The sequence below is a fragment of the Armatimonas rosea genome (assembly GCF_014202505.1).
Classification (GTDB): domain Bacteria; phylum Armatimonadota; class Armatimonadia; order Armatimonadales; family Armatimonadaceae; genus Armatimonas; species Armatimonas rosea.
This window is the reverse complement of record NZ_JACHGW010000005.1, coordinates 38,275-57,878: the sequence shown is the minus strand read 5'-3', so window position 1 is coordinate 57,878 and position 19,604 is coordinate 38,275. Positions and strand designations below refer to the sequence as shown.

Here is a 19,604-nt window from a genome sequence, read left to right as displayed (position 1 = left end):
CCCAGCGCGAAGCGCTCGTTGACGCCCCCCTCCAACGGGGGCGATAAAAAACGGGGGCGATCTCAACGGAACCAAAAGGAGAATTTTATGAATCGTCGTGGATTGCTTTTTGGGCTTGCGGCCCTCGCGCTAGCCCCGCTTGCGGCACGGGCGCAGGAGCACAAAGTCGATGTGGTCTACGGCCACAAGCTCGGCTGTGCGCTGACCATGGATGTCTTTACCCCCGCCAAGCCCAATGGGATCGGGGTGATCTGGATGGTCTCGGGCGGCTGGGTCTCGAACCACAACTCGATTAACCCCGCCTGGGCCAAGCTCATGACCGACCGCGGCCTCACGGTCTTTCAGGTGGTGCACGGGAGCCAGCCGCGCTTTGTGATCCCCGAGATTGTCGAGGACATCAACCGCTCCGTCCGCTTTATCCGCACCCACGCCAGCGACTACGGGGTCGATCCCAACAAGCTCGGCATCTGCGGTGCCAGCGCGGGTGGGCATCTCTCGCTCATGATCGGGGCGTACGGCGGCCCCGGCGATCCCAAGGCCAAGGACCCCGTCGATCGCGCGTCCAGCGCCGTGCAGGCGGTCGCCACTCTCTTTCCCCCCACGGATTTTCTCGCCTGGGGCAAGGACAATACGATCCCCACCGACTCCCCGCAGATGTCCCCGTTCCGCCCCGCGTTCGGGCCGGCGCTCAATGGGACCGTGGACCAGCAAAAGGCATTCCTGAAGACCATCTCCCCCTACTACGGGGTCACCGAGAAGATGCCCCCGACCCTGCTCATCCACGGCGACAAAGACGGCCTCGTGCCGATCCAGCAGTCCGAGCACCTGCTCGCGCTTCTGAAGGAGAAAAAGGTCCCCTGTCGCCTCGATGTGAAGCCCGGCAAGAACCACGGCTGGATCGGGGTGGAGCAAGAGCTGATCGTGATGGCGGAGTGGTTCGAGAAGTACCTCAAATAGCCCGTAAGCGCCCCATAGAATTAGGCGTCGACAGTGGCGTCGTTCCTCCGCCGCAAAGCCTGTCCCAGGCTGGGAAAATCGGTAGCCCGGCACGGGCTTTGTGGCGGCCCCGCAGGGGCATTCAAATGGCGCTTCGCGCCCGCCATTGCAGCCGCCGATTGGAAATCGGCGGCTCTTAGGGGCCGGTCATTCTGTGGGCATAGAAAATACTGGCCATGGCAGAAATCGCTTCTCGGCGGACATCTGCTTCGGGGTGCTGTAGCAAAGGCCGGAGATACGGGAGCGCCTCTTTCTTCTGGCACTCTCCCAGTACAAAGAGTGCACTCCAGCGGGACTCGTCGTTTGTTGAGTGTAGAAACTCGGCGACAATTTTTACCCCTGCGCTACTGAGCCCCGCGACCGCGGGAAAAATTCCATACGTGATATTGCTTCCTGGTAGTTGGATTCGTTTCATAAGATAGGGAATTGCACGCGCATCACCAAGCTGGAGTAGAGTATCGGAAAGAACCATAGCGTCCTTGAAACTTGAGTCTCTCAGGCGCTCTACCAGAAATCCAAAGGCACGTGGGTCGCGCTGCTCTCCCAAAGCGCGGTAGGCGACGAGCCTAAGATCCTCAGGGCACTGGGTTAAGTAGCGAAAGCACTCGTCGGTGCGGATTCCTCCGAGGGCATCGGTGGCGCTTGCCGCCAGCTCTCTCTCGGCTCCTTCGGCTACCGCACGCAGGGGGCTAAAGGTGTGAGGGTCGCCGATCTCTCCGAGGCACCCAACAGCAGTCGCAGGGAAGCGGCTCTTGCTGGGGCGCTCTAGCCAGCGCAGGAGCGGCGCGACAGCGGCTTTCTCTTTGAGCGCGGCAAGAGCGCGTGCCGCCGCCAGCGCCGGGAGAACGTCGTCATCGAGCTGCTTGAGAAGCTGCGGCGTGGCGCGAGGATTTTTCGCCCCGACCAGGGCAGTGGCGGCACGCTCCCGGACAAAGGGATCGGGGTGCTGTAGTGGCTCTAGGAGTGCCTCACGTGCCGGTTTTCCGATCTGGGCAAGGCTGGCTGCCGCGTTGTCACCCAGATCAAGGTCCCCGATTCCCTCAGAGGCGAACATATGAGCATGGCCGACAGGCAGGAGCTTGATGAGTGCGGGGATGGCGCGTTTTTCTCGTAGCACACCAAACGCACGAATCGTGGGAATCCGAAGGTCTTTTTGGGTCTCTAGACTCTGGAGGAGCGCATCTGAGGCACGTGCTCCTCCTAGCCTTCCCAGCGCTAGTGGCCCTTCCCAGCCAAGCCGATCCAAGCGCACCGCAATGGGCTCTACAGCGCGACGATCCCAAAGAATGCCGAGGATTCGGCAAACGTCCCAGGAGCTACCCTCTGCCTTGTCGTCGAGAAGACCGAGCAGCGGCTCGACTGCACGCTGTCCTACCAAGACCACGATTGCCTCGCGGACTTGATGCAGCTCGTAGCTCTGGGTCTTCTCTCGGAGCTCGGCTAAGAGAGCCGGAAGGGGATCGTCGCGCATGGTGCTATCCCCCCGCGACAACCTCTAGCTTCTGGGTGGAGACAGTCTTGTCGTCGATGATGAGCTGGACCGTGTAGGTGCCGGGCGCGAGCGTCCGACCGGGGGCGAAGCGGTTGGCACCGGGCTGGCGCAGGTCCCACCCGATCCGCTGGAGCCCTGGCGTGGTCGGGGCCTCCAGCTCCCGCACGACATTGTCTTTGCTGTCCAGAACCGTCACCGAGAGCTTGCCCTTCACCTCGGTGGGGAGCCAGTAGGTGAAGTAGGTCGGCCAGGGGTTGGGGAAGCTGACATTCCCCGGCGCGGCGCGGATGTAGCTCAGGTCCGGGTAGAGCGCGGCGGGACGGCTCGGGAGTAGTGTGGGCGCGGTGGGGATGCCGTCGGTGGCGAGTGTGCGGAGCGGACTGAGGTCATCGAGGATGTAGGCACCGCGTCCAAAGGTTCCGACTACCAGATCGCTCGCCTTGGCCTGGATCGCGATATCCCGCACCTCGATTGTCGGGACCCCGTTCTTCAGCGGCAGCCAGTGCGCGCCGCCATCGAAGGTCGCGTAGAGGCCAAACTCCGTGCCCACAAAGAGCAGCTTCGGGTTCTGCGGGTCCTCCGCGATCGTCCAGACAAAGTCCCGGCCGGGAAGATCGCCGGCGATACTGGTCCAGGTCTTGCCCCGGTCCAGGCTCTTGAGCAAGTACGGCTTGAAGTCCCCGTGCTGGAAGTCATGGAACGATGCGTAGACCGTGTCGGGCGCGTGCTGGGAGGCGCAGATATCGGAGACCGTCGCCATGGCCGGGACGCCGGGGAAGTTCTCCCCTTTTCGCCACGTCTTGCCATCGTCCTCCGAGATCTGGATCAGCCCCTCATCGGTGCCGACATAGACCAGGCCCTTCACTTTGGGCGACTCCTCCAAGCTACTGGCCACGCCAAAGTCGGTCGTGCTACGGTGCTTGTTGACCGCATCGGCGTCCCAGACCTTCCCCATCACCGGGAGCGTGTTGCGGTCGATATTGCGGGTGATGTCGCCCGTGAGCGGCTTCCACGTGACTCCCTTGTCCTCGCTCTTAAACAGCCGGTTGCCCGCCATCCAGAGTGTGCTGGGGTTGTGGGGGCTGATAATAAAGGGCGTGTCCCAGTTCCAGCGCCCGCGCTCCGTGAGGGGAAGCCGTGGGCTCGCCCCGACCACAGCACCGGTCTTCTTATCGAGGCGCGAGAAGTTTCCGTTCTGGCTGCTCGTGTAGACAATATCCGGGTTGGTAGGATCGACCCGCGACTGGAACCCATCGCCGCCGCCGACCGTGAGCCACTCGCTGGTGCGGACCCCCTGTGGTGCCAGGGAGCGCACGGGTCCCCCGATAGTCCCATTGTCCTGCATCCCGCCGTAGACAAAGTAGAACGGGCTCGTGTTGTCCACCGAGATGCGGTAGAACTGCGAGAGCGGGAGGTTGTTGAAGTGCCGCCAGGTCGCTCCCCCATCATAGCTCTCGTAGAGGCCACCGTCGCAGCCCAGGATCAGGTGCTTCGGGTCGGTCGGGTCGAACTCGATATCGTGGTAGTCCACATGCGTGTTGAAGCGCTGCCCCGTGAAGGTCTTTCCGCCGTCGGTGGTGAGCTGAAAGAGCGTGTCCGCAGCCCAGACCTTATCGAAGGTAAACGGATCGGGGAAGAGCTCGGCGTAGTACTGGGCATCGCTGGGGCCAAACGCGCCCATCTTCTCCCAGCTCTCGCCCTTGTTGGTAGAGCGGAAGAAGCCGCCCTCCTTGCCCGCCGCCGTGACCAGAGCGTAGACCACATCGCTCTTCTGGGGCGAGACCGCCAGCGCGATCCGGCCCTTATCGACTGTTGGGAGCCCCTTGTCCAGCTTCTTCCAGCTCTTGCCCCCGTTGTCGGAGCGGTAGATCATTCCCTCCGGACCACCGCCGATCAGCACCCCTGTGTGCCGCCGCCGCTGGTAGGCCGAGGCGTAGATACGGTCGGGCTTCTTAGGATCGAAGACAATGTCCGAGATTCCCGTGTTCTCCGAGACCGTCAGGATCGCGCTCCAGGTCTTGCCGCCATCGGTGGTCTTGTAGAGCCCGCGGTCGCCGCCGGGTGCCCAGAGCGGCCCCTGCGCCGCCACATAGACCGTGTCGGGCTTGCGGGGGTCGATCAGGATCTTGCCGATGTGCTCGGACTTCTCCAGCCCCACCCGCTGCCAGGTCTTGCCGGCATCGGTGGACTTGTAGACCCCATCGCCGAAGCCGACACTCCGCTGCGATGCGTTCTCTCCCGTCCCGAGCCAGATGGTGCTGGGGTTCTTAGGATCGATCGCCACACACCCTAGCGAGTACGAGCCGTAGGTATCAAAGATCGGGGTGAAGGTCAGGCCGCGGTTCTCGGTCTTCCACAGCCCCCCGGATGCCGCGGCGACATACCAGATGCTACGATTGGTCGGATCGATCGCCACATCCGCGATGCGCCCCGTGGTCAGGGTCGGGCCGATACTACGAAGCGCAAGGCCGCTCAGCGGGCTTTGTGAGGGTGCTTGGGCGGGGGTGAGAGGAAGGAGAAACGGGAGGGCAAGAATGGCAGGGTTCATGATGCCCGCATTTTACCTGAACCGGGGATTTGCCGGGCAATAAATTACCCGGCACAGAGTGAGGAGCGCCCCGTGGGCGCGGAGAGCGCTTGTCTCTGCGCGTCCTCGGGACGCTCCCTTCCTTCTGCCGGGCAATTTATTACCCGGCGCTACAGCCGCGGTGCCGGCGGCTTGATGGGCTCGGCGGAGGGCTGGACGCCGGTCGCCTTGGTCTTGCGGAGGTAGACCTTGCCGTCTTGGGTCAGCGCATAGAGCGTGCTCCCCGACCAGGCAAGCTGGGTGGTGGGCTCGGTCGAAGGGTTGACAATGATCCCATTGACACGCCCCGCCTGGTCGAGCACCTGGATGCCAAAGGGAGACGCGACATAGAGCCAGCCGTTGGTGTCGGTCACCATTCCCCCCGCGTTGGACTTGGTCTCCCCGTGGTTGACATAGACCTCGTGGTAGGGCTGCTGGTGCGCCAGGGTACCGTCGGGCTGGATCACAAAGGCATGGATATAGCGCTCGGTCGCGCTGGAGACCATGAGCAGGGTCTGATCGGGGACAAGCGTGATCCCGCTGGCATCGGGCACCGTGCCGACGACCTTGGGCTTGAGCTTAGTGTCGGCGGGGATCAGCCAGATACTGCCCGCCGCGCTGGTGACATAGGCATTGCCGTTCTTGCCCACGACGATCTGGCGTGGCGCGGGAATCTTGACCTCGGTCTTCTTTCCACCGCCCGCTGCCGGCTCGATCAACACGCGCCCATTTGCTTCAAGCGCCGTAAACAAGCGTCCATCAGGGCCGGTTGCAGCGCCGGAGATGGGCCCGCTCAGCCGCCAGAGCTTGGTGGCATCGCTCGCCAGCGACGTGATCGGGGTGGTGTCGGCGGAGAGCTGCCAGGGGTCGGCGGCAGTGACAATCTTGGTGATGGGCTGCGGGGTGTCGGTCGCAACCCCAACCGGGGCGGGCCAGCCCTTCCAGATAAAGCGCAGGGCATCGGGGAAGACCGCGGTGGCCTGGACCCCATCGTGGGAGCCCTCGCCCCAGACCATGACGGTCTCGTAGCGACCAAACTTCAGCCCCGCGGCCAGATCGGTGTTGCCAATGGGCCAGCTCCCCGAGTAGATATCCTGGTCGTTCTTGCCGTCCTGCTGGAACACCCGGATCGGCTTGGGCTCGAACTTGCGCACCAGCGCGCCGTAGTTGGTCGCGCCACGCAGGTCGGTGTAGGAGCCGATAAAGCTAATCACGCGCCGGAACGCATCGGGGCGGAAGAAGGCAGCGGTAAAGGCCGCGATCCCCCCCGATGAGCCCCCCGCGATGGCATGATCATTGGGGTCCTTGGAGAGGTTGTACTTCTTGCCCACCTCGGGGAGGACCTCGTCGATCAGGAAGCGAGCGTAGCGGTCGGTCGGGGAGTCGTACTCGTAGCTGCGGTTGTAGCGCGGCAGGGCCTTGTCGTTGGGGGGCGGAACCACACCGGGGGTGATAAAGATCCCGATGGTCACGGGTATCTCCCCCTTGGCGATCAGGTTGTCCAGCACGGTCGTGTCCCGGAAGCCTCCACCGTCTTGCATCACCAGAACACACGCGGGCTTCTTGGGATCGTACTGGGCCGGGATATAGAGCCGCATACTCCGCTCCGTGCCGGGAAACCACTTGGTGCTGACAAACTTGCTGTTCTCCGTTCGCCCCTTAGGAACACCGTCCTGAGGCTGCGAGTCGGGAGTGAGCGGGTAGACATTCTGGGCCAGCGAGGCCACGGGCGCGCTACAGAGCGCGGCCAGAGTGAGAAGAGAGAGAGCAAGAGTGCGCATGCAAGCCGATTCGCCGCGCACCCTTGCATTCCCTTCTTCTTAGACCTTCTCCACCCGGATGTGGAGCTCCGCTGCGGGTCCTTTGTAGATCACCTCCCCCTTGCCTGCCAGCTCAGCGGGCTTGAGCGTCAGGTTGAACGAGTAGAGCGTGTCATCGGCTCCATTGAGTGCCTTGTCCGAGTCCTTGAGAAATCCCGAGAGCACAAACGAGGCGGCTGAGGTCTGGTAGTAGCTTGTCGGGCGGGTTCCGGGGAGTGCAAAAGAGAGATCAATGGTCTGTCCGGCCTGCTTCTTGTTCTGCTCGGCGGCACTGCTGGGAATCTCCCATGCCTTCTCACTATTGATCCGCACCTCCCCGTAGCACTCCACATTGTTGTCACCGACCCCGTCGCTAGAGTTGGTGATCTTAAAGAACGAGGTCACCCGGTAGAGAGGAGCGCTGGTCGGTGCCTGAGCGGCGTAGTCGGTCAGGTCGTACTGGGTGGTCTGGAGCATCGCGGCGAGCTGGTTGTCCTTGACCGTGCGCACGGTATAGCCAATCGGGGTCAGCGTATTGAGCGGCACCTCAGCCTTAAAGAAATCCCCCAGCTTGCCCGAGCGGATCAGGGCCTCACTCGCCGCCTGTGGTCCGCCCACCGAGAAGACATCGATCTGCGTACTGGAGTCCTTGAGAAGATCGCTCGCCTCCACATCGAGGCTTGCGCCATTCTTTCCCGCGAGGTTCAGGCTCGCTGCCAGTTTTCCCTTGAGGCTACTGATGTCCTTGGTGGTCGTCAGCGAGAAGAGAATCATCCGGCCGTAGGTGATCGCGGAGATATAGGTTGGGCGGTTGTTCTCCCCGATCAGCCGCTGCTTGCGAAGCTGCCCCAGGTCTTGCTCGGTGAAGGCATCGCTAAAAAAGGCATCCGCTCCCCGCTCCCCGCGCAGGTCGGTCTGGACTGTGAAGGCTTTCTGGATGCAGAGAATGGTCAGCGTGCGCTGGGTCGCCGATTTCTTGGAGGCGAGCTTGGCCTTGACACTGGAGCCCAGGTACTTGGCACTGAGCCCCAGGGAGAAGGCTGTCTGCTCGGTGCTATTGTTCTCCACCACCTGCGCGGTGAAGCTCCCGGAAAAGTCATCGCCCTTGTTCTTCTTCCCTGCCGCCATCGCCTTGCGCACCAGCTCACCGATCGCTTCCTGGACAGCGGAGCGCGAGGGCCGGGCTACCGTAATGGCATCGCTGCTGAGCAATAGGTTGCTGGAGAGGTGCAGGGGCGCACGCTGCTCGGGTGTCACCGGGAGCTCTTGTTGCGCCCCGATCCCTTGCCGTAGCCCTGTCTCCTGGAGCAGTGCGCCCAACCAGAAGCCATCGGCGGGCTCGAAGAGGACGATATCTTGCGGGGTCGCCTGGAGTGTCGTGGGGATGTGCTGGACATTGTAGGTCACGCCCCCCACCTGCTCCTTCGAGAAGGTCTGGGTACCGTGCTGCTCGATAGGCGCCTGCAAGAAGACATCGCCCCAAGCCGGTAGCCCTTGAATAAAGCTCTGGACCTCGGGAAGGGCACCCTTTGCCTTGTCCTCTTTATCGTCTTTATCGCTGTCTTTCCCTCGGCGCCCCTTTCCACCGTTCTTGGCTCCGTTCTGGTCGCCCTCACCGCGCTTGTTCTTCTCCCCCTGCTTGTTATTCTCACCGCGCTGCTTGCGCTGCCCTTGAGATGCCGTCGTCGGCACTGCCAGTGTCCCTAAGAGCAGTGCCGAGAGACTCAGCGCCGCGATCCACATCGTTTTCTGTTTCATTGCAAACCTCCCTATAGCACTTGCTTGCGTGCATGAAACAAGCGTATCAAGGGGGTGTAAGGGAAACGTAAGGAGAGTCTGACGGGGTTACTTCTCGGTGAGGGCAAGGGCTTCCTCGACCGTCATTCGGTAGCCGCGGGCGTAGATTGCCTCGGCGCGGGCAGGGCCAAATGTCTCCACCACTTTCTGGCGGTACTGCTCCAGCACCCCACGGCTCTCATCGTCGATGGGCCGCCCGACCGAGTCGAGGAGCTTTGCGGAGCAGGCAAGGAGGAGAAGGGCGCGCTCCCAGTCCTGCGACGCCTCAAAGCAGCAGCCGAGGTTCCAGATGGGGACATGGGTGACCCCGCTCTCACGGAGCTGGTTAAAGATCTGTGTAGCCGCGCGGTAGTGCACCATCGCCTCGGCAAAATTTCCTTGGAGCCGTCGGAGCTCGCCTAGGTGGTTGAGGATCTTGCCTTCCAGACGGACACTCCCCAGCTGACGTGCGAGGGTGCGGCTCGCTCCCAGTAGAGGGAACGCTCCCTCGATATCGCCCTCGGCCGTTACGACACAAGCACTCTCGTAGAGAATCTCAGCCAGCGTGCTCTGTCTCCCTGCCTGCCGCGCGAGTGCCTCGGCGCGGTGGAGGAGCTCCCAGGTAGGCTCGGGGGGCTCGGGCAGCCGGAGGGCGAGCTGGGCAAGCGCATAGACAGAGAGTGCCAGCGGACCGGGCTCACCGAGGCTCTCCCGCAGGGCACGTGCCTGTACGTGCCACTCCCAGCTCCCCGGCAAGTCGTAGCGTAGGTAGGCCAGCCGCCCCAAGTGAAAGAGCACAAAGGCCTCGGTCGCAACGAGCCCGTGCTCCCGCGCTTGCGCCAAGGCTTCCTCCAAGAGTGCCCGCGCATGGGGGATTCCTTTAAAATCCGGTGTGAGTGCCCCCAGCTGGGCACGCGCCTGCACCGCGCGCTCCCGTGGAGCATCGGGCCGAGCGAGCGCCGCTTCTAGCCAGGCAATCCCTTCCTGAACATAGCCACGAAGCAGGAGAAAGTCGGTGAGGACACAGGGGAGCTGTAGAGCACGCTCTAGGGGGGCTACTTGCTGGGCCGCGCGAAGATTGTCCCACTCCTCCTGAAGTACGTTCAGCCACTCCGCTTGGTCGTGCGGCGGCTCGATCCGGGCGGCACGTGCGGCCAGGGAGGCGTAGTAGGCTCCGTGGCGCTCCTGCAGGGCAGTCAACTCTGACTCGGTGAGGCGCTCCGCGGCAAACTGTCGCAGGCTCTCCAAGAGGACAAAGCGCAGCTCCTCCTGCTCGGTCATGCGCAGCTGAACCAGGGAGGCATCGGCGAGCTCGGTGAGGAGAAGCGCGGCGTCGGGCTCGTCACAGATCGCACCGGCAGCCTCCAGAGTCCCACCGCCCCGAAAGACCGAGAGCTGGGTAAAGAAGCGCTGAGCGCCCCCCGAGAGCCGCTGAAAGCTCCCGTCGAAGGCATGGTGGAGGGAGCGATGCCGCTCCAGCCCGCCCCGTCGGCGGCTGGTGGTCACGACCGTATCCCCTGCCTCCAAGCGAGCGAGGATCTGGCCGGGGCTCAGTGCCTGTGCCCAGGCAGCCACCAGCTCCAGCGCGAGGGGAATCCCATCGAGGCGCTGACAGAGTGTCGCCAAGGTAGCGGCGTTGCGCGCTGTCAAGCCCACATCGGCCCGAGCCCGCTGTGCCCGATCTAAAAAGAGCTGAACCGAGGCGAGCTGCGCCAGCTCCAGCAGACTCTCACTCTGGGGCAGGGGGAGAGGAGGAACCGGGAAAAGACGCTCAGCGCCTCCCCCTAGTCCCTGGCGGGTGGTCACGAGGAGCCTGACTCCGGGGCAGCGCTCCAGCAGGGTCTCCAAGTGCCCCGCAAGCCCCTGCGCGACAAGCTGCTCCGCATTGTCCAGTACGAGGAGCGCAGGCCCCACACCCAAGAAAGCCAGAGCCTGCTCCAGTGGGTCGGTCTGCGCGCGAAGGGGTAGCTTCAGGGCACTTGCCAGTGCGGCTCCAAAGTGTGCTCCTTGGCTGGCCTCGGCCAGCGGAACAAACCAGACATCCCCGCCTATCCAGCCGCGTGCCACCTCAATGGCCAAGCGTGTCTTGCCGATTCCGCCGGGTCCCGTCAGGCTCACCCAGCGGTCGTCTTGAAGCAGTGCGTGGAGAGTCGTCTGCTCGGTCTCCCGACCAAAGAAGCGGGTCACTTGCACGGGGAGCTCCACCCTACGCGAGGGCGCAGGGGGCGTCGTCACTTCGTCGGGCACCAGCGCCGCGAGGAGCTCTGCTTCCTCAAGAAGTACCGGAGCGCGTGCGTAGAGGGCATTGAGGCGCTCACGCTCGTCTTGCACCCAGTCTTCGTAGAGGCCCGGCAGGAGCTCGCCCCGCCAGAGGGCTTGCACGCGCGGGAAGTCCTGGCGTCTCAGCGCCTGCTCCAGCTCGGCGACATCGGTGGTGACGGCACCCGCGCGCAGCCCCAAGCTAAACCGATCCGCCTCAAAGACACTCCCGGGGGGCAAGGGCGGCGGCTCTAGCTGGCGGCGCAGCGATGCCAGGGCCTGCTTGAGGCGATTGCGGCCGGCCTCCAAGGGGGCATCGGGCCAGATACGCTCAATCAGCTCCTCACGGGTTTGCCGGCGCTGTGGAGAGAGCGCGAGGGCCGCCAGGAGTGCCAGTGCCCGCCGCGACTCCAGACGGGTGATGGTTGTGCGGTCACGGGTCGCCCGAAAGTCTCCCAGAAACTCAAAACGCCAGAGGGGTGCCGCCATCGGACGCATTATAGCGCTTTACGCCCCACAGCGCGGTTGCAGGGAGAAAAATCCAGCGGTATACTGCGGTTTCAATCCCTTCCCGCTCGTAGCTCAGCGGATTAGAGCGTCGGCCTCCGGAGCCGAAGGTCGCAGGTTCGAGTCCTGCCGGGCGGATTGATCTTTTCTTCTCTTGCGGAGGCTTACCATGACGCGTCGTTGCTTCGCTGTTGCCGTTTTGGGTCTCTCCTTCTCCTTGCCCGCTTTGGCGCAAGACTCCCCCGATACGCAAGACAACCCCGACACCACGATTGTCCCCGTCAACCCCTTGGAGAGCCCTCGGGGAGATGTCTGGCTGGAGAGTCTCTTTAAACACCCCGCCGTGCGCTACGATGGCAACCTGGTCTATAGCCCGCGCAAGGCCATTGTCGAGGGTGAGCGCTTTGAGCACGCGATGTCGGTGGATGTCAAGGACGATCCCTCGGGGCCGGGGGAGCTCTGCGGGATGTCGATTCCCCTCCAGGGCAAGTTCCTGCGCTTCCAGGCAACCGTGGGCCGCGACGACGAGCAGTCCAAGCTGGGGACGGGATTTTGCTACTTCGAGGTCTACGGCGACACCAAGCTTCTCTTCCGCTCCGATGCCATCCGCTCGTCGCTCTGGCGCGTGGTGACCAACGAGGGCGGGGCTAAGCGCCTGCATCCCCAGAGCATCGATGTCGATATCAAGGGCGTGCGGCTCCTGCGCCTGGTCGTTCGCTACGCCAATGACTTTGCGCAGAAAGCGACCTTCTCCACGGGCGTGGGCGGCGACCATGTCACCCGCGCGGCGGGCTGTGTCTGGTGCAACGCGAAGCTGGTCACGGGTGAGGGTGCTTCGCTGGACAAGGACCGGCTCAAGGAGCGCGACGAGCGCATTCGCACGGCAGCAACCCTCGCCGCCAAGACCCTCAAGCGCCAGCTCCAAGCGATAGAAGGTGCCCACCCCAACTTCTTGCTAGGGATCGTCCCCATCCGTGATGAGTTCCGAGTCACCCCCGATGATCTGCTCATCCGGCCGCAGATCGCCAAGGTGTTCTTTGGCGGGGAGTTTGGTCGGCCGATTGGGATGCCGCTGGACTCGGAGACCGCCGCGGAGCTCCGCGAGAGCACGAAGACACTCTCCCCAAAATCGCTCCCCGACCTGAAGCGGTTCGCAGAGCAGGGCCGCTACGCCAATGCCCCCTACCTCGTTCTGGGCTACATCGAGAACGAGCGCCTCTATCTCTTGCTCTTCGACACGCGCCCTGAGAGCGGCCAGACGGTCGGCAATGCCACGGGCTGGCTCAGTCCGCCCTAGAGTACTTAGAGCAGCGCGGCAACCTCGTCGCGGCGAGCGGTAACCACTCCCACGTGACGGACCACGGCACCACCGGAGGCGTTGCCCAGCCGGACCGCCTGCTCGATCGTCCCCCCTGCCGCGAGCCCCATCGTGATCCCCGCAATGGTCGAGTCCCCCGCCCCCGTGCCATCGAATACCTCCACGGGAACGGCTCCCACATCGACAAAGCGCTCGGGTTCAAAGACCGTCAGGCCACGTGCGCCACGGGTGACCAGCAGGTTTCGCACCTCCAGCGCCTCGCGCAGGCGTGCCCCGGCCTCGTGAAAGAGCGTGTCGTCGAGGGACTCAAACAGAGTCGTGCGGCTGGCTTCGTCGGCCTCTTTCCGGTTGAGCTGGATCAGGTCCGCGTCCTTGTAGAACCCCACGCTGGCCGGCTTCGGGTTGGCCGTCACGACAATCCCCCGCGCCCGTGCCGCCGCGGTCAGCCGCGCCACGAGGGTCTCGGTGAGGACGCCTTTGAGGTAGTCGGAGAAGAGCAAGGCATCACAGCCCTGGTCTAGGAGCGCCTCGCAGGCCGCGAGCAGCACCGCCTCGGTCTCCGGGGTTAGGGGGGCACGCTTCTCCCGGTCCACGCGGACAATCTGCTGGGCACCCTGGTAGGAGCCCGCGGTCACACGGGTCTTGCGGGTAGTGGGGCGATCCGTGGCCGTGACCACCGCGCGCACATCGGCCCCGAGGGTGGTCAGCGCCTCCCGGAGCTTCCCCCCCGCGGCATCGTCGCCCACGACGCCCGCCACAAAGACAGTCGCCTCAAAGGCCACGAGCTGCGCCGCCGTGTTGGCCGCGCCGCCGGGGACAAAGGTCTCCCGCTCCACCTCGACAATCGGCACCGGTGCCTCGGGGGAGATCCGGTTCACGTGCCCCCAGATGTGCTCATCGGCCATCAGATCGCCGACCACCAGTACCCGCTTTCCGGGGAAGTTCTCTAAAATAGTGAGCAGTTCGTCACGCATCATTATCGTTGTTGTCTTTGGATCGTCCCGGTTTTGATCGCCCCGGTTAGAGCGGGGCGTCTCGCTGTCGTCGCAGGCTCCGACACGAAGGGCTCCGCCCATGGGCGCGAAGCGCCCTTTGTGTCCGAGGGACGAGGACAGTAAGACGCCCCGCTCTAACCGGGGCGATCAAAACGGGGGCGATCTAGACCGCGCTGTGGATCAGGCGGCAGGTATTGATCATCTCTTTTGCCCGATCGACATCCATCCACTCCCCGATCTGGACACTCTTTTTCTCCAGGGTCTTGTAGACATCGAAGAAGTGCTCGATCTCGCGCAAATAGTGCTCGGGGACATCCTCAAGCTTGCGCACACCGTGGAAGCGCGGGTCGTGGGCAACCCGGGCGAGGATCTTCTCATCGGCGCCTTTTTCATCGCGCATCATCAGCACGCCTAGGGGACGGCAGTTCACGACACAGCCACAAAAAGTCGGGTGGGAGCCGATCACCAGCACATCGAGCGCATCGCCATCGGCGCTCATGGTCCCCGCGATCCAGCCGTAGTCAAAGGGGTAGAACAGCGGCGAGTAGAGGGGGCGGTCCAGCTTGAAGACCCCAAGCTCTTTATCGTACTCGTACTTATTCGACGAGCCCCGGGGGATCTCGATCACGGCGTGGACTTCTTCCGGGGCATTGTCCCCGATAGGCAGACTTCGGTAAGGCATAGTTTAGGTATTATTGTACCCAGTCGTGCAAAAAAACAGGGGCGGGCTCTCTGCCCACCCTCCCCTGCTTTCTTTTGGCTACTTCAGCCGGTCTTGGAGGAGCTTGCGGGCCTTTTGCAGCTTCGGGCTAATCACGGCCTGGCAGTACCCCGCTCCCGGGTTGGTGTTGTAGTAGTTCTGGTGGTACGCCTCGGCGGGATAGAACGTCGCCAGCGGGCTGAGCTCCGTGGTGAGCGGCGCATCGAAGGCCGGTGCGAGCTGCTCCATCACGGCTTGAGCAATCTCAGCCTGCTCCGGGCTATGGGTGAAGATCGCGCTTCGGTACTGGGTGCCCACATCCGCGCCCTGGCGATTCGCCGTGGTCGGGTCGTGGGTCGCCAGGTGGATCGCCACGAGGTCCGCGTAGCGGATCTCTTGTGGATCGAAGGTCACCTGGATCACCTCCGCATGGCCCGTCTGCCCGCCACAGACCTCTTTGTAGGTCGGATTGTCCACGTGGCCGCCGCAGTAGCCGCTGACCACCGCATGCACCCCACGGAGCTGCTGGAAGACCGCCTCAGTGCACCAGAAACAACCGCCGCCGAAGGTCGCGAGCTCGGTCTGGGTTGGGGCCTTTGCGGGCGCGGTGGGCGCTGCCTCTTGCTTCTTGAGCGCGACCGCGTTCATGCAGTAGCGCAGGCGGCTGGGCGCGGGGCCATCGGGGAAGACATGCCCTAGGTGCGCCCGGCAGGTGTTGCAGACCGCCTCGATCCGCTGCATCCCGTGGGAGACATCGAGGTTGTAGGCCACGGCGCTCGGGTCGATGGGCTGGGTAAACGACGGCCACCCGGTCCCGGAGTCGAACTTCTCCGCGGAGTCGAAGAGAAGCGTGTTGCAGCAGACACAGGCATATATCCCCGGCTCGAAGCGGCTACAGAGCTCGGAGCTAAAGGCGCGCTCGGTGCCGTGCTGGCGGGTGACATAGAACTGCTCGGGGGTGAGCTGCGCACGCCACTCGCTCTCGGTCTTCTCGATAATGCGGGCGGGCTTGGGGTTGCCCGTGGTCGCAAACTCAACAATACGGCTCCACGTTAGGATGGTACTCATTTTATTTCTTAGCCTCCACGGGATAGACAACAAACGGCTCGCGCAGAAAGTTCGCGGAACGAAACTACTGCACCGCCCCAATCAGCTCATGGACATCGGTGAAGCCGTTCTTCTCCAGGTAGTCCGCGATCCCATCGGCGATCTCGATGGCGGCGAGCGGGTTGACAAAGTTGACTGTCCCCGCGGCCACAGCGGTCGCGCCCGCCAGCAGAAACTCCACGGCGTCGGTGGCGTTCATGATCCCGCCCATGCCGATAATCGGGACATTCACGGTCTGGGCGACCCGGTAGACGGCGAGTAGCGCGATGGGCTTGATGGCCGGCCCGGAGAGCCCCCCGGTCTTGTTGGCGAGCTTGAAGGTGCGCTTGCGGGCATCGATGGCGGTCCCGATCACCGTGTTGATGAGGGAGATCGCATCCGCGCCGGCGTCTTCCGCGGCCTTGGCAATCGGGCGAATGTCGGTGACATTGGGTGAGAGCTTGGCGATGATGGGAAGATCGGTGACGGCCTTGACTGCGGCGACCACCTCGGCGGTTAGGTGCGGCTGGGTGGCGTAGTCGAGGCCGTGGGAGACATTGGGGCAGGAGATATTGAGCTCGATGGCGTCCGCCCCCCCGCTCTCCGTGAGCCGCCGCGCGACATAGGCAAAGTCGTCGGGGCTCTCGCCGGGGACATTGACGATAATCGGGACATCGAACTGCCTCAGATACGGGAGTTTCTCTAGGATATAGTTCTCGATCCCACCGTTCTGGAGCCCAATGGCATTGAGCACCCCCGATGCCGTCTCGCACATGCGGGCGGGCGGGTTGCCCAGGCGCCGCTCACGGGTCGTGGCTTTTACGCAGACCGCGCCCAGCTTCGAGAGGTCCACGAGGTCTTTTGTCTCCGAGCCAAAGCCGAAGGTGCCGGAGCCGGTGGTCACGGGGGTTCGCATGGTCAGCGAGCCGATCTTCACTTCCAGGTTTACTGCCATGTGACCTCCGTCGCCGGGTAGACCGGGCCATCGGTGCAGGTGCGTGAGAAGGTGCCGTCGGCTTTCTTGAGGACGCACCCGACGCAGATTCCAATGCCGCAGGGCATGGGTGTCTCCATCGAGACCTGACAGGGGGTGTTATGTGCCATGCACAGCTCCGCGACCGCGCGCATCATCGGGGTTGGGCCACAGGTATAGACACACGCCCCCCCGCTTGCCCCCCCCGCCCCCAAGATTGGGGGAGCTAGGAGGGGGGCGAGGCCATCCGTCACGCGCCCCTTCACCCCGAGGCTGCCATCGTCGGTGCAGGCGATGATCTCCACCCCCGCCTCGCGCAGGCCGTCGTCGCCGACCAGCAGGTTCGCGCTTCGGGCTCCGTAGATCAGGGTGACCTTGGCGCTGGGGTTGGCGGCCTTGATGGTCTTAGCGAGGAAGTTGAGCGGCGGAACCCCGTAGCCGCCTCCGACCATCACGTGGTGGACAGCGGCCTGGGGGTCGGCATCGAAGACGCGCCCTCCGAGGGGGCCGAGGAAGTCCAGCTTGTCGCCGGGCTTGTAGAGCGCCATCGTGCTGGTGGTGGGGCCGTAGACCGAGAACAGGATCGTGCAGAGGCCGGCATCGGGATCGACCTTATAGATCGAGAAGGGCTTGCGCAGGATCGAGCTTCCGGCGTTAGCGGGCGTGGTCGCGCCCACCGCGATAAAGTGGCCGGGCCGGGCATCACGCGCCGTCTCGGGGTCGTCGAAGGTAAGGACATAGTGCCCCGGTGCGGCGAGTGCCTGCACGGAGACAATCGTCGCAGTGCGTTTTCTAATCACGTCGCGCCATTGTACCCGATGGGGCTTGGGAATCGCCCCCGTGTGGAGGTCAGGGGGCCAGCTACCCGCCGCTCTCTCTGGTCCCCCCCGCCATCTCGTACTGGCTGCTGTCCTTACCAAACGCCGCTCCCACCCCGGCGAGCATGCGCGTGGAGCGCTTCTGCGTGAGCTGCTAAGCGCTCTCTTCCTCGCCTTGCTCGTCCCAAGGTGCTTGACTGGCGGCATGAAAGATCGTCACAATGCGCAGGAGATCGGGGCGGGCATCGCCGTTGGTGTCTTGCAGATCAAAGATCACAAACCAGACGCCAGACGACGAGCGCTTTGTCTTCGTCTTACCCGTCTGAAACCGATGGGCAAAAACAGGACGTGAGTAGTAGATCGTAGCTTGCTCATGAGGCTGTGTTGGCGGATTCACGGCACAGGCTTTGCAGAGCGCCTTTAGCTCGTGGCTAAGCGTCGTGGTGAACCGCTGGAGAACCTCGGTGGAGAACCCCTTGAGCCAGGTTTGTGCCTGGCGAAGCGCGGCACGTCCTTCTGGGGAGAAGTCAAGAACCAGAGGTGGAGCCAAGGGGCGCAACGGCCCGCCACCAGGGCCACGCCTCATGCGCGACGTCTGCGGGGATTGCCCCGGTTGAACACGGGCGGGTTTTCCAGCCCCGCTTCAGCGTAGAGCTCGGCCATGACCAGATCGCCGTCGATACCCTCACCGGCATCAAGCTGCTCTAGCCCTCGCCCGATACTGGCAAGCTGCTCAGAGGTAAAAACGGGATCGGGTTCTTGAGTCGGCCCATAGATCGCCGCCAAGCGTAGGGCAGCCAGCGTGTAGCTCTGACGATCTTTCTCGGGCATGGCAGCCAAACGGGGAAGTAGGTCGTCGGGTATCTCAAGTGTCAGGGTCATTGGTTTGGTCTCCCTTATTCACTTCAAATTATACCGCCCCTACCCCTCGCCCTCCCGAGTTCCCCCCACCATCTCGTACGGGCTGCTGCCCTTGCCAAACACCCGAGAGAGCACTGCGCTCGCTTCGAAAACAGAAAAGGCCCCGAGGGCCATGGCAACCCTCGGAGCCTTTGTCTTAACTTTGAGTGCGCGGACTAGGCTTTCTTGAAGCGCTTGCGGGCACCGATCAGCGCAACCGGGAGCAGCGCGGGAAGAAGCTGCATCGCACCGGGAAGCTCAGGGGTCACCGACGAGGGTGCCGTGACGCGAAAGGCATAGTTCACATTTGTGCCAGCAGGATTAACAAAAGGAGCATTGTCACGAACGTATGCGGAGTAAGCGGATCCAATAGCACCGGGATCGCTATAGCCTGTCCCTGTCTGTTTCTTAAAGGACTCACTAGCCGGTGTGAACAGATACTGAGTATCTCCATAGCCATCAAGCCAAGCGCTGTGGTTGATGTTGAGCGGGTTGCTGTCTATTGTGGAGATGTAGTAGTCGGAAGCCACTCCGCCAAAAAGCATCGCAGCAGCTTCTTGACCGGTCAGACAGATCGGGTTATTTGTCCAGGTCCAGACACCATTAGGGATCAGAGCGAGATCCCAGCTTCCTACATACGTCTGTGCATGTGCGGCTTGAGGTAGGGCCGCTACTCCGAGCAGAGCAAGGGCGGCCAGCGTGGCACGGGCCGAAACAAAGCGCGAAAAATTCATTTGTCCATCTTTCTGCCCTACCCTGGCACCATTGACTAGTGTGAGTAGTGGCGTCTGCCAAGGCGGTAACCCACCTAGCTAAACTCACATGAGTATATCAAAAACGACATCTCTATGTCAATTAGATTGTCGTACTTTGGCTTCTGTACTTTAGATATGATTTTTAACATACTGGAGTATCAGGACTTGCCGTATTCCGTGAGGGATGCCTACCCGCCGCCCTCCCTGGTTCCGCCTGCCATCTCGTACTGGCTGCTCTCCTTACCAAACGCCGCTCCCACCCCAGCCAGCATGCGCGTGGAGCGCTTCTTAAGGGTCTTCTCCGCGTCTTGTAGTTGATTTAGCGCATCATCGGCGGCGGCTAGGATCTGGTTGTAGGCACTCAGCTTTGCTTGCACCGCAACGATCTCCGATTCGTAGGCAGCAAGCGTGTTGCCATGGCCTAAGTCCAGAGCGGGGTCGATCTTCTTTAAATTGTCTCGTCGTGTCTGAGCCGCTTCCAGTGCGAGAGAGGTACGTCGTTTGTATCCCATCGTTTTCTTAATTCCTTCCAAGAGATGGAGCAATTGTATCTATCTAGCAAAGAATCGTCAATCCGATTGCAACAAATGGAGATGCATTTCGAGGAGATGGAGATGCATTTTGAGAAAATGTGGATACATTTGCAGCAAAGGGATCGGCAACT

Annotated in this window: 16 protein-coding genes and 1 tRNA gene; 3 read left to right on the top strand and 14 right to left on the bottom strand. The window is 62.9% G+C overall.

Annotation, left to right across the window (positions count from 1 at the left end; translation table 11 throughout):
* Positions 1 to 87 precede the first annotated feature (87 nt).
* Positions 88 to 957, top strand: coding sequence for an alpha/beta hydrolase (locus HNQ39_RS23675; protein WP_184202784.1), 870 nt, complete (start codon positions 88 to 90; stop codon positions 955 to 957).
* A 175-nt stretch (positions 958 to 1,132) separates the two neighbouring features.
* On the opposite strand, the gene HNQ39_RS23670 is transcribed toward HNQ39_RS23675, so the two are convergent.
* From HNQ39_RS23670 to HNQ39_RS23650, 5 genes are all read right to left on the bottom strand, one after another.
* Entirely contained in the window at positions 1,133 to 2,467 is a 1,335-nt protein-coding gene (locus HNQ39_RS23670; protein WP_184202782.1) for a HEAT repeat domain-containing protein, read from the bottom strand.
* A gap of 4 nt (positions 2,468 to 2,471) precedes the next feature.
* A complete protein-coding gene (locus HNQ39_RS23665; protein ID WP_184202780.1) occupies positions 2,472 to 5,036 on the bottom strand; it encodes a VPS10 domain-containing protein in 2,565 nt (854 codons plus the stop codon).
* A 149-nt stretch (positions 5,037 to 5,185) separates the two neighbouring features.
* A complete protein-coding gene (locus HNQ39_RS23660) occupies positions 5,186 to 6,835 on the bottom strand; it encodes an alpha/beta hydrolase-fold protein (RefSeq protein WP_184202778.1) in 1,650 nt (549 codons plus the stop codon).
* A gap of 39 nt (positions 6,836 to 6,874) precedes the next feature.
* Positions 6,875 to 8,611: a thiol-activated cytolysin family protein gene (locus tag HNQ39_RS23655; RefSeq protein ID WP_184202776.1), complete on the bottom strand. Its 1,737-nt coding sequence runs from the start codon at positions 8,609 to 8,611 to the stop codon at positions 6,875 to 6,877.
* 87 nt (positions 8,612 to 8,698) lie between these two features.
* A complete protein-coding gene (locus HNQ39_RS23650) occupies positions 8,699 to 11,377 on the bottom strand; it encodes an ATP-binding protein (protein ID WP_184202773.1) in 2,679 nt (892 codons plus the stop codon).
* A gap of 82 nt (positions 11,378 to 11,459) precedes the next feature.
* Between HNQ39_RS23650 and HNQ39_RS23645 the strand changes: the two genes are divergently transcribed.
* Together HNQ39_RS23645 and HNQ39_RS23640 are read left to right on the top strand one after the other, a co-directional pair.
* Positions 11,460 to 11,533 (top strand) — tRNA-Arg (locus HNQ39_RS23645).
* Between the two features lie 31 nt (positions 11,534 to 11,564).
* Complete coding sequence (locus tag HNQ39_RS23640) at positions 11,565 to 12,692, top strand: NPCBM/NEW2 domain-containing protein (RefSeq protein ID WP_184202771.1); 1,128 nt, start codon at positions 11,565 to 11,567, stop codon at positions 12,690 to 12,692.
* 5 nt (positions 12,693 to 12,697) lie between these two features.
* Here HNQ39_RS23640 and HNQ39_RS23635 read toward each other — a convergent pair whose 3' ends face one another.
* The 9 genes from HNQ39_RS23635 to HNQ39_RS23595 form a co-directional block, all read right to left on the bottom strand.
* Positions 12,698 to 13,690: a bifunctional heptose 7-phosphate kinase/heptose 1-phosphate adenyltransferase gene (locus HNQ39_RS23635; protein WP_184202769.1), complete on the bottom strand. Its 993-nt coding sequence runs from the start codon at positions 13,688 to 13,690 to the stop codon at positions 12,698 to 12,700.
* A 181-nt stretch (positions 13,691 to 13,871) separates the two neighbouring features.
* A complete protein-coding gene (locus HNQ39_RS23630) occupies positions 13,872 to 14,390 on the bottom strand; it encodes an inorganic diphosphatase (RefSeq protein ID WP_184202766.1) in 519 nt (172 codons plus the stop codon).
* Positions 14,391 to 14,468: 78 nt separating this feature from the next.
* Positions 14,469 to 15,476, bottom strand: a complete 1,008-nt coding sequence (locus HNQ39_RS23625) for a bifunctional methionine sulfoxide reductase B/A protein (RefSeq protein WP_221290278.1) — start codon at positions 15,474 to 15,476, stop codon at positions 14,469 to 14,471.
* 64 nt (positions 15,477 to 15,540) lie between these two features.
* Positions 15,541 to 16,449 (bottom strand): dihydroorotate dehydrogenase, encoded by a 909-nt coding sequence (locus HNQ39_RS23620; protein ID WP_184202764.1) that lies wholly within the window; start codon positions 16,447 to 16,449, stop codon positions 15,541 to 15,543.
* Complete coding sequence (locus HNQ39_RS30700) at positions 16,440 to 17,267, bottom strand: iron-sulfur cluster-binding protein (RefSeq protein WP_184202762.1); 828 nt, start codon at positions 17,265 to 17,267, stop codon at positions 16,440 to 16,442. Before HNQ39_RS30700 ends, HNQ39_RS23620 begins: the two co-directional genes overlap by 10 nt.
* Positions 17,268 to 17,439: 172 nt before the next feature.
* Complete coding sequence (locus HNQ39_RS23610; protein WP_184202760.1) at positions 17,440 to 17,871, bottom strand: hypothetical protein; 432 nt, start codon at positions 17,869 to 17,871, stop codon at positions 17,440 to 17,442.
* Positions 17,868 to 18,167 (bottom strand): hypothetical protein, encoded by a 300-nt coding sequence (locus tag HNQ39_RS23605; RefSeq protein WP_184202758.1) that lies wholly within the window; start codon positions 18,165 to 18,167, stop codon positions 17,868 to 17,870. The genes HNQ39_RS23610 and HNQ39_RS23605 overlap by 4 nt, the downstream gene beginning before the upstream one ends.
* A 194-nt stretch (positions 18,168 to 18,361) precedes the next feature.
* The gene (locus tag HNQ39_RS23600) at positions 18,362 to 18,919 is read right to left on the bottom strand and encodes a PEP-CTERM sorting domain-containing protein (RefSeq protein ID WP_184202756.1); all 558 of its coding nucleotides are present in this window, start codon (positions 18,917 to 18,919) and stop codon (positions 18,362 to 18,364) included.
* 209 nt (positions 18,920 to 19,128) lie between these two features.
* Positions 19,129 to 19,452 carry a hypothetical protein gene (locus tag HNQ39_RS23595; protein ID WP_184202754.1) on the bottom strand — a complete coding sequence of 108 codons (324 nt, stop codon included), beginning with the start codon at positions 19,450 to 19,452 and terminating at the stop codon, positions 19,129 to 19,131.
* Between the last annotated feature and the right edge of the window lie 152 nt (positions 19,453 to 19,604).

Excerpts from the sequence above, each read along its gene's own strand:
- HNQ39_RS23665 (WP_184202780.1), bottom strand. The coding sequence starts at position 5,036 with ATGAACCCTGCCATTCTTGCCCTCCCGTTTCTCCTTCCTCTCACCCCC.
- HNQ39_RS23660 (WP_184202778.1), bottom strand. The coding sequence starts at position 6,835 with ATGCGCACTCTTGCTCTCTCTCTTCTCACTCTGGCCGCGCTCTGTAGC.
- HNQ39_RS23630 (WP_184202766.1), bottom strand. The coding sequence starts at position 14,390 with ATGCCTTACCGAAGTCTGCCTATCGGGGACAATGCCCCGGAAGAAGTC.
- HNQ39_RS23605 (WP_184202758.1), bottom strand. The coding sequence starts at position 18,167 with ATGACCCTGACACTTGAGATACCCGACGACCTACTTCCCCGTTTGGCT.
- HNQ39_RS23655 (WP_184202776.1), bottom strand. The coding sequence starts at position 8,611 with ATGAAACAGAAAACGATGTGGATCGCGGCGCTGAGTCTCTCGGCACTG.
- HNQ39_RS23635 (WP_184202769.1), bottom strand. The coding sequence starts at position 13,690 with ATGATGCGTGACGAACTGCTCACTATTTTAGAGAACTTCCCCGGAAAG.
- HNQ39_RS23600 (WP_184202756.1), bottom strand. The coding sequence starts at position 18,919 with ATGAATTTTTCGCGCTTTGTTTCGGCCCGTGCCACGCTGGCCGCCCTT.
- HNQ39_RS23670 (WP_184202782.1), bottom strand. The coding sequence starts at position 2,467 with ATGCGCGACGATCCCCTTCCGGCTCTCTTAGCCGAGCTCCGAGAGAAG.
- HNQ39_RS23620 (WP_184202764.1), bottom strand. The coding sequence starts at position 16,449 with ATGGCAGTAAACCTGGAAGTGAAGATCGGCTCGCTGACCATGCGAACC.
- HNQ39_RS23640 (WP_184202771.1), top strand. The coding sequence starts at position 11,565 with ATGACGCGTCGTTGCTTCGCTGTTGCCGTTTTGGGTCTCTCCTTCTCC.
- HNQ39_RS23610 (WP_184202760.1), bottom strand. The coding sequence starts at position 17,871 with ATGAGGCGTGGCCCTGGTGGCGGGCCGTTGCGCCCCTTGGCTCCACCT.
- HNQ39_RS23675 (WP_184202784.1), top strand. The coding sequence starts at position 88 with ATGAATCGTCGTGGATTGCTTTTTGGGCTTGCGGCCCTCGCGCTAGCC.
- HNQ39_RS23595 (WP_184202754.1), bottom strand. The coding sequence starts at position 19,452 with ATGGGATACAAACGACGTACCTCTCTCGCACTGGAAGCGGCTCAGACA.
- HNQ39_RS23625 (WP_221290278.1), bottom strand. The coding sequence starts at position 15,476 with ATGAGTACCATCCTAACGTGGAGCCGTATTGTTGAGTTTGCGACCACG.
- HNQ39_RS23650 (WP_184202773.1), bottom strand. The coding sequence starts at position 11,377 with ATGGCGGCACCCCTCTGGCGTTTTGAGTTTCTGGGAGACTTTCGGGCG.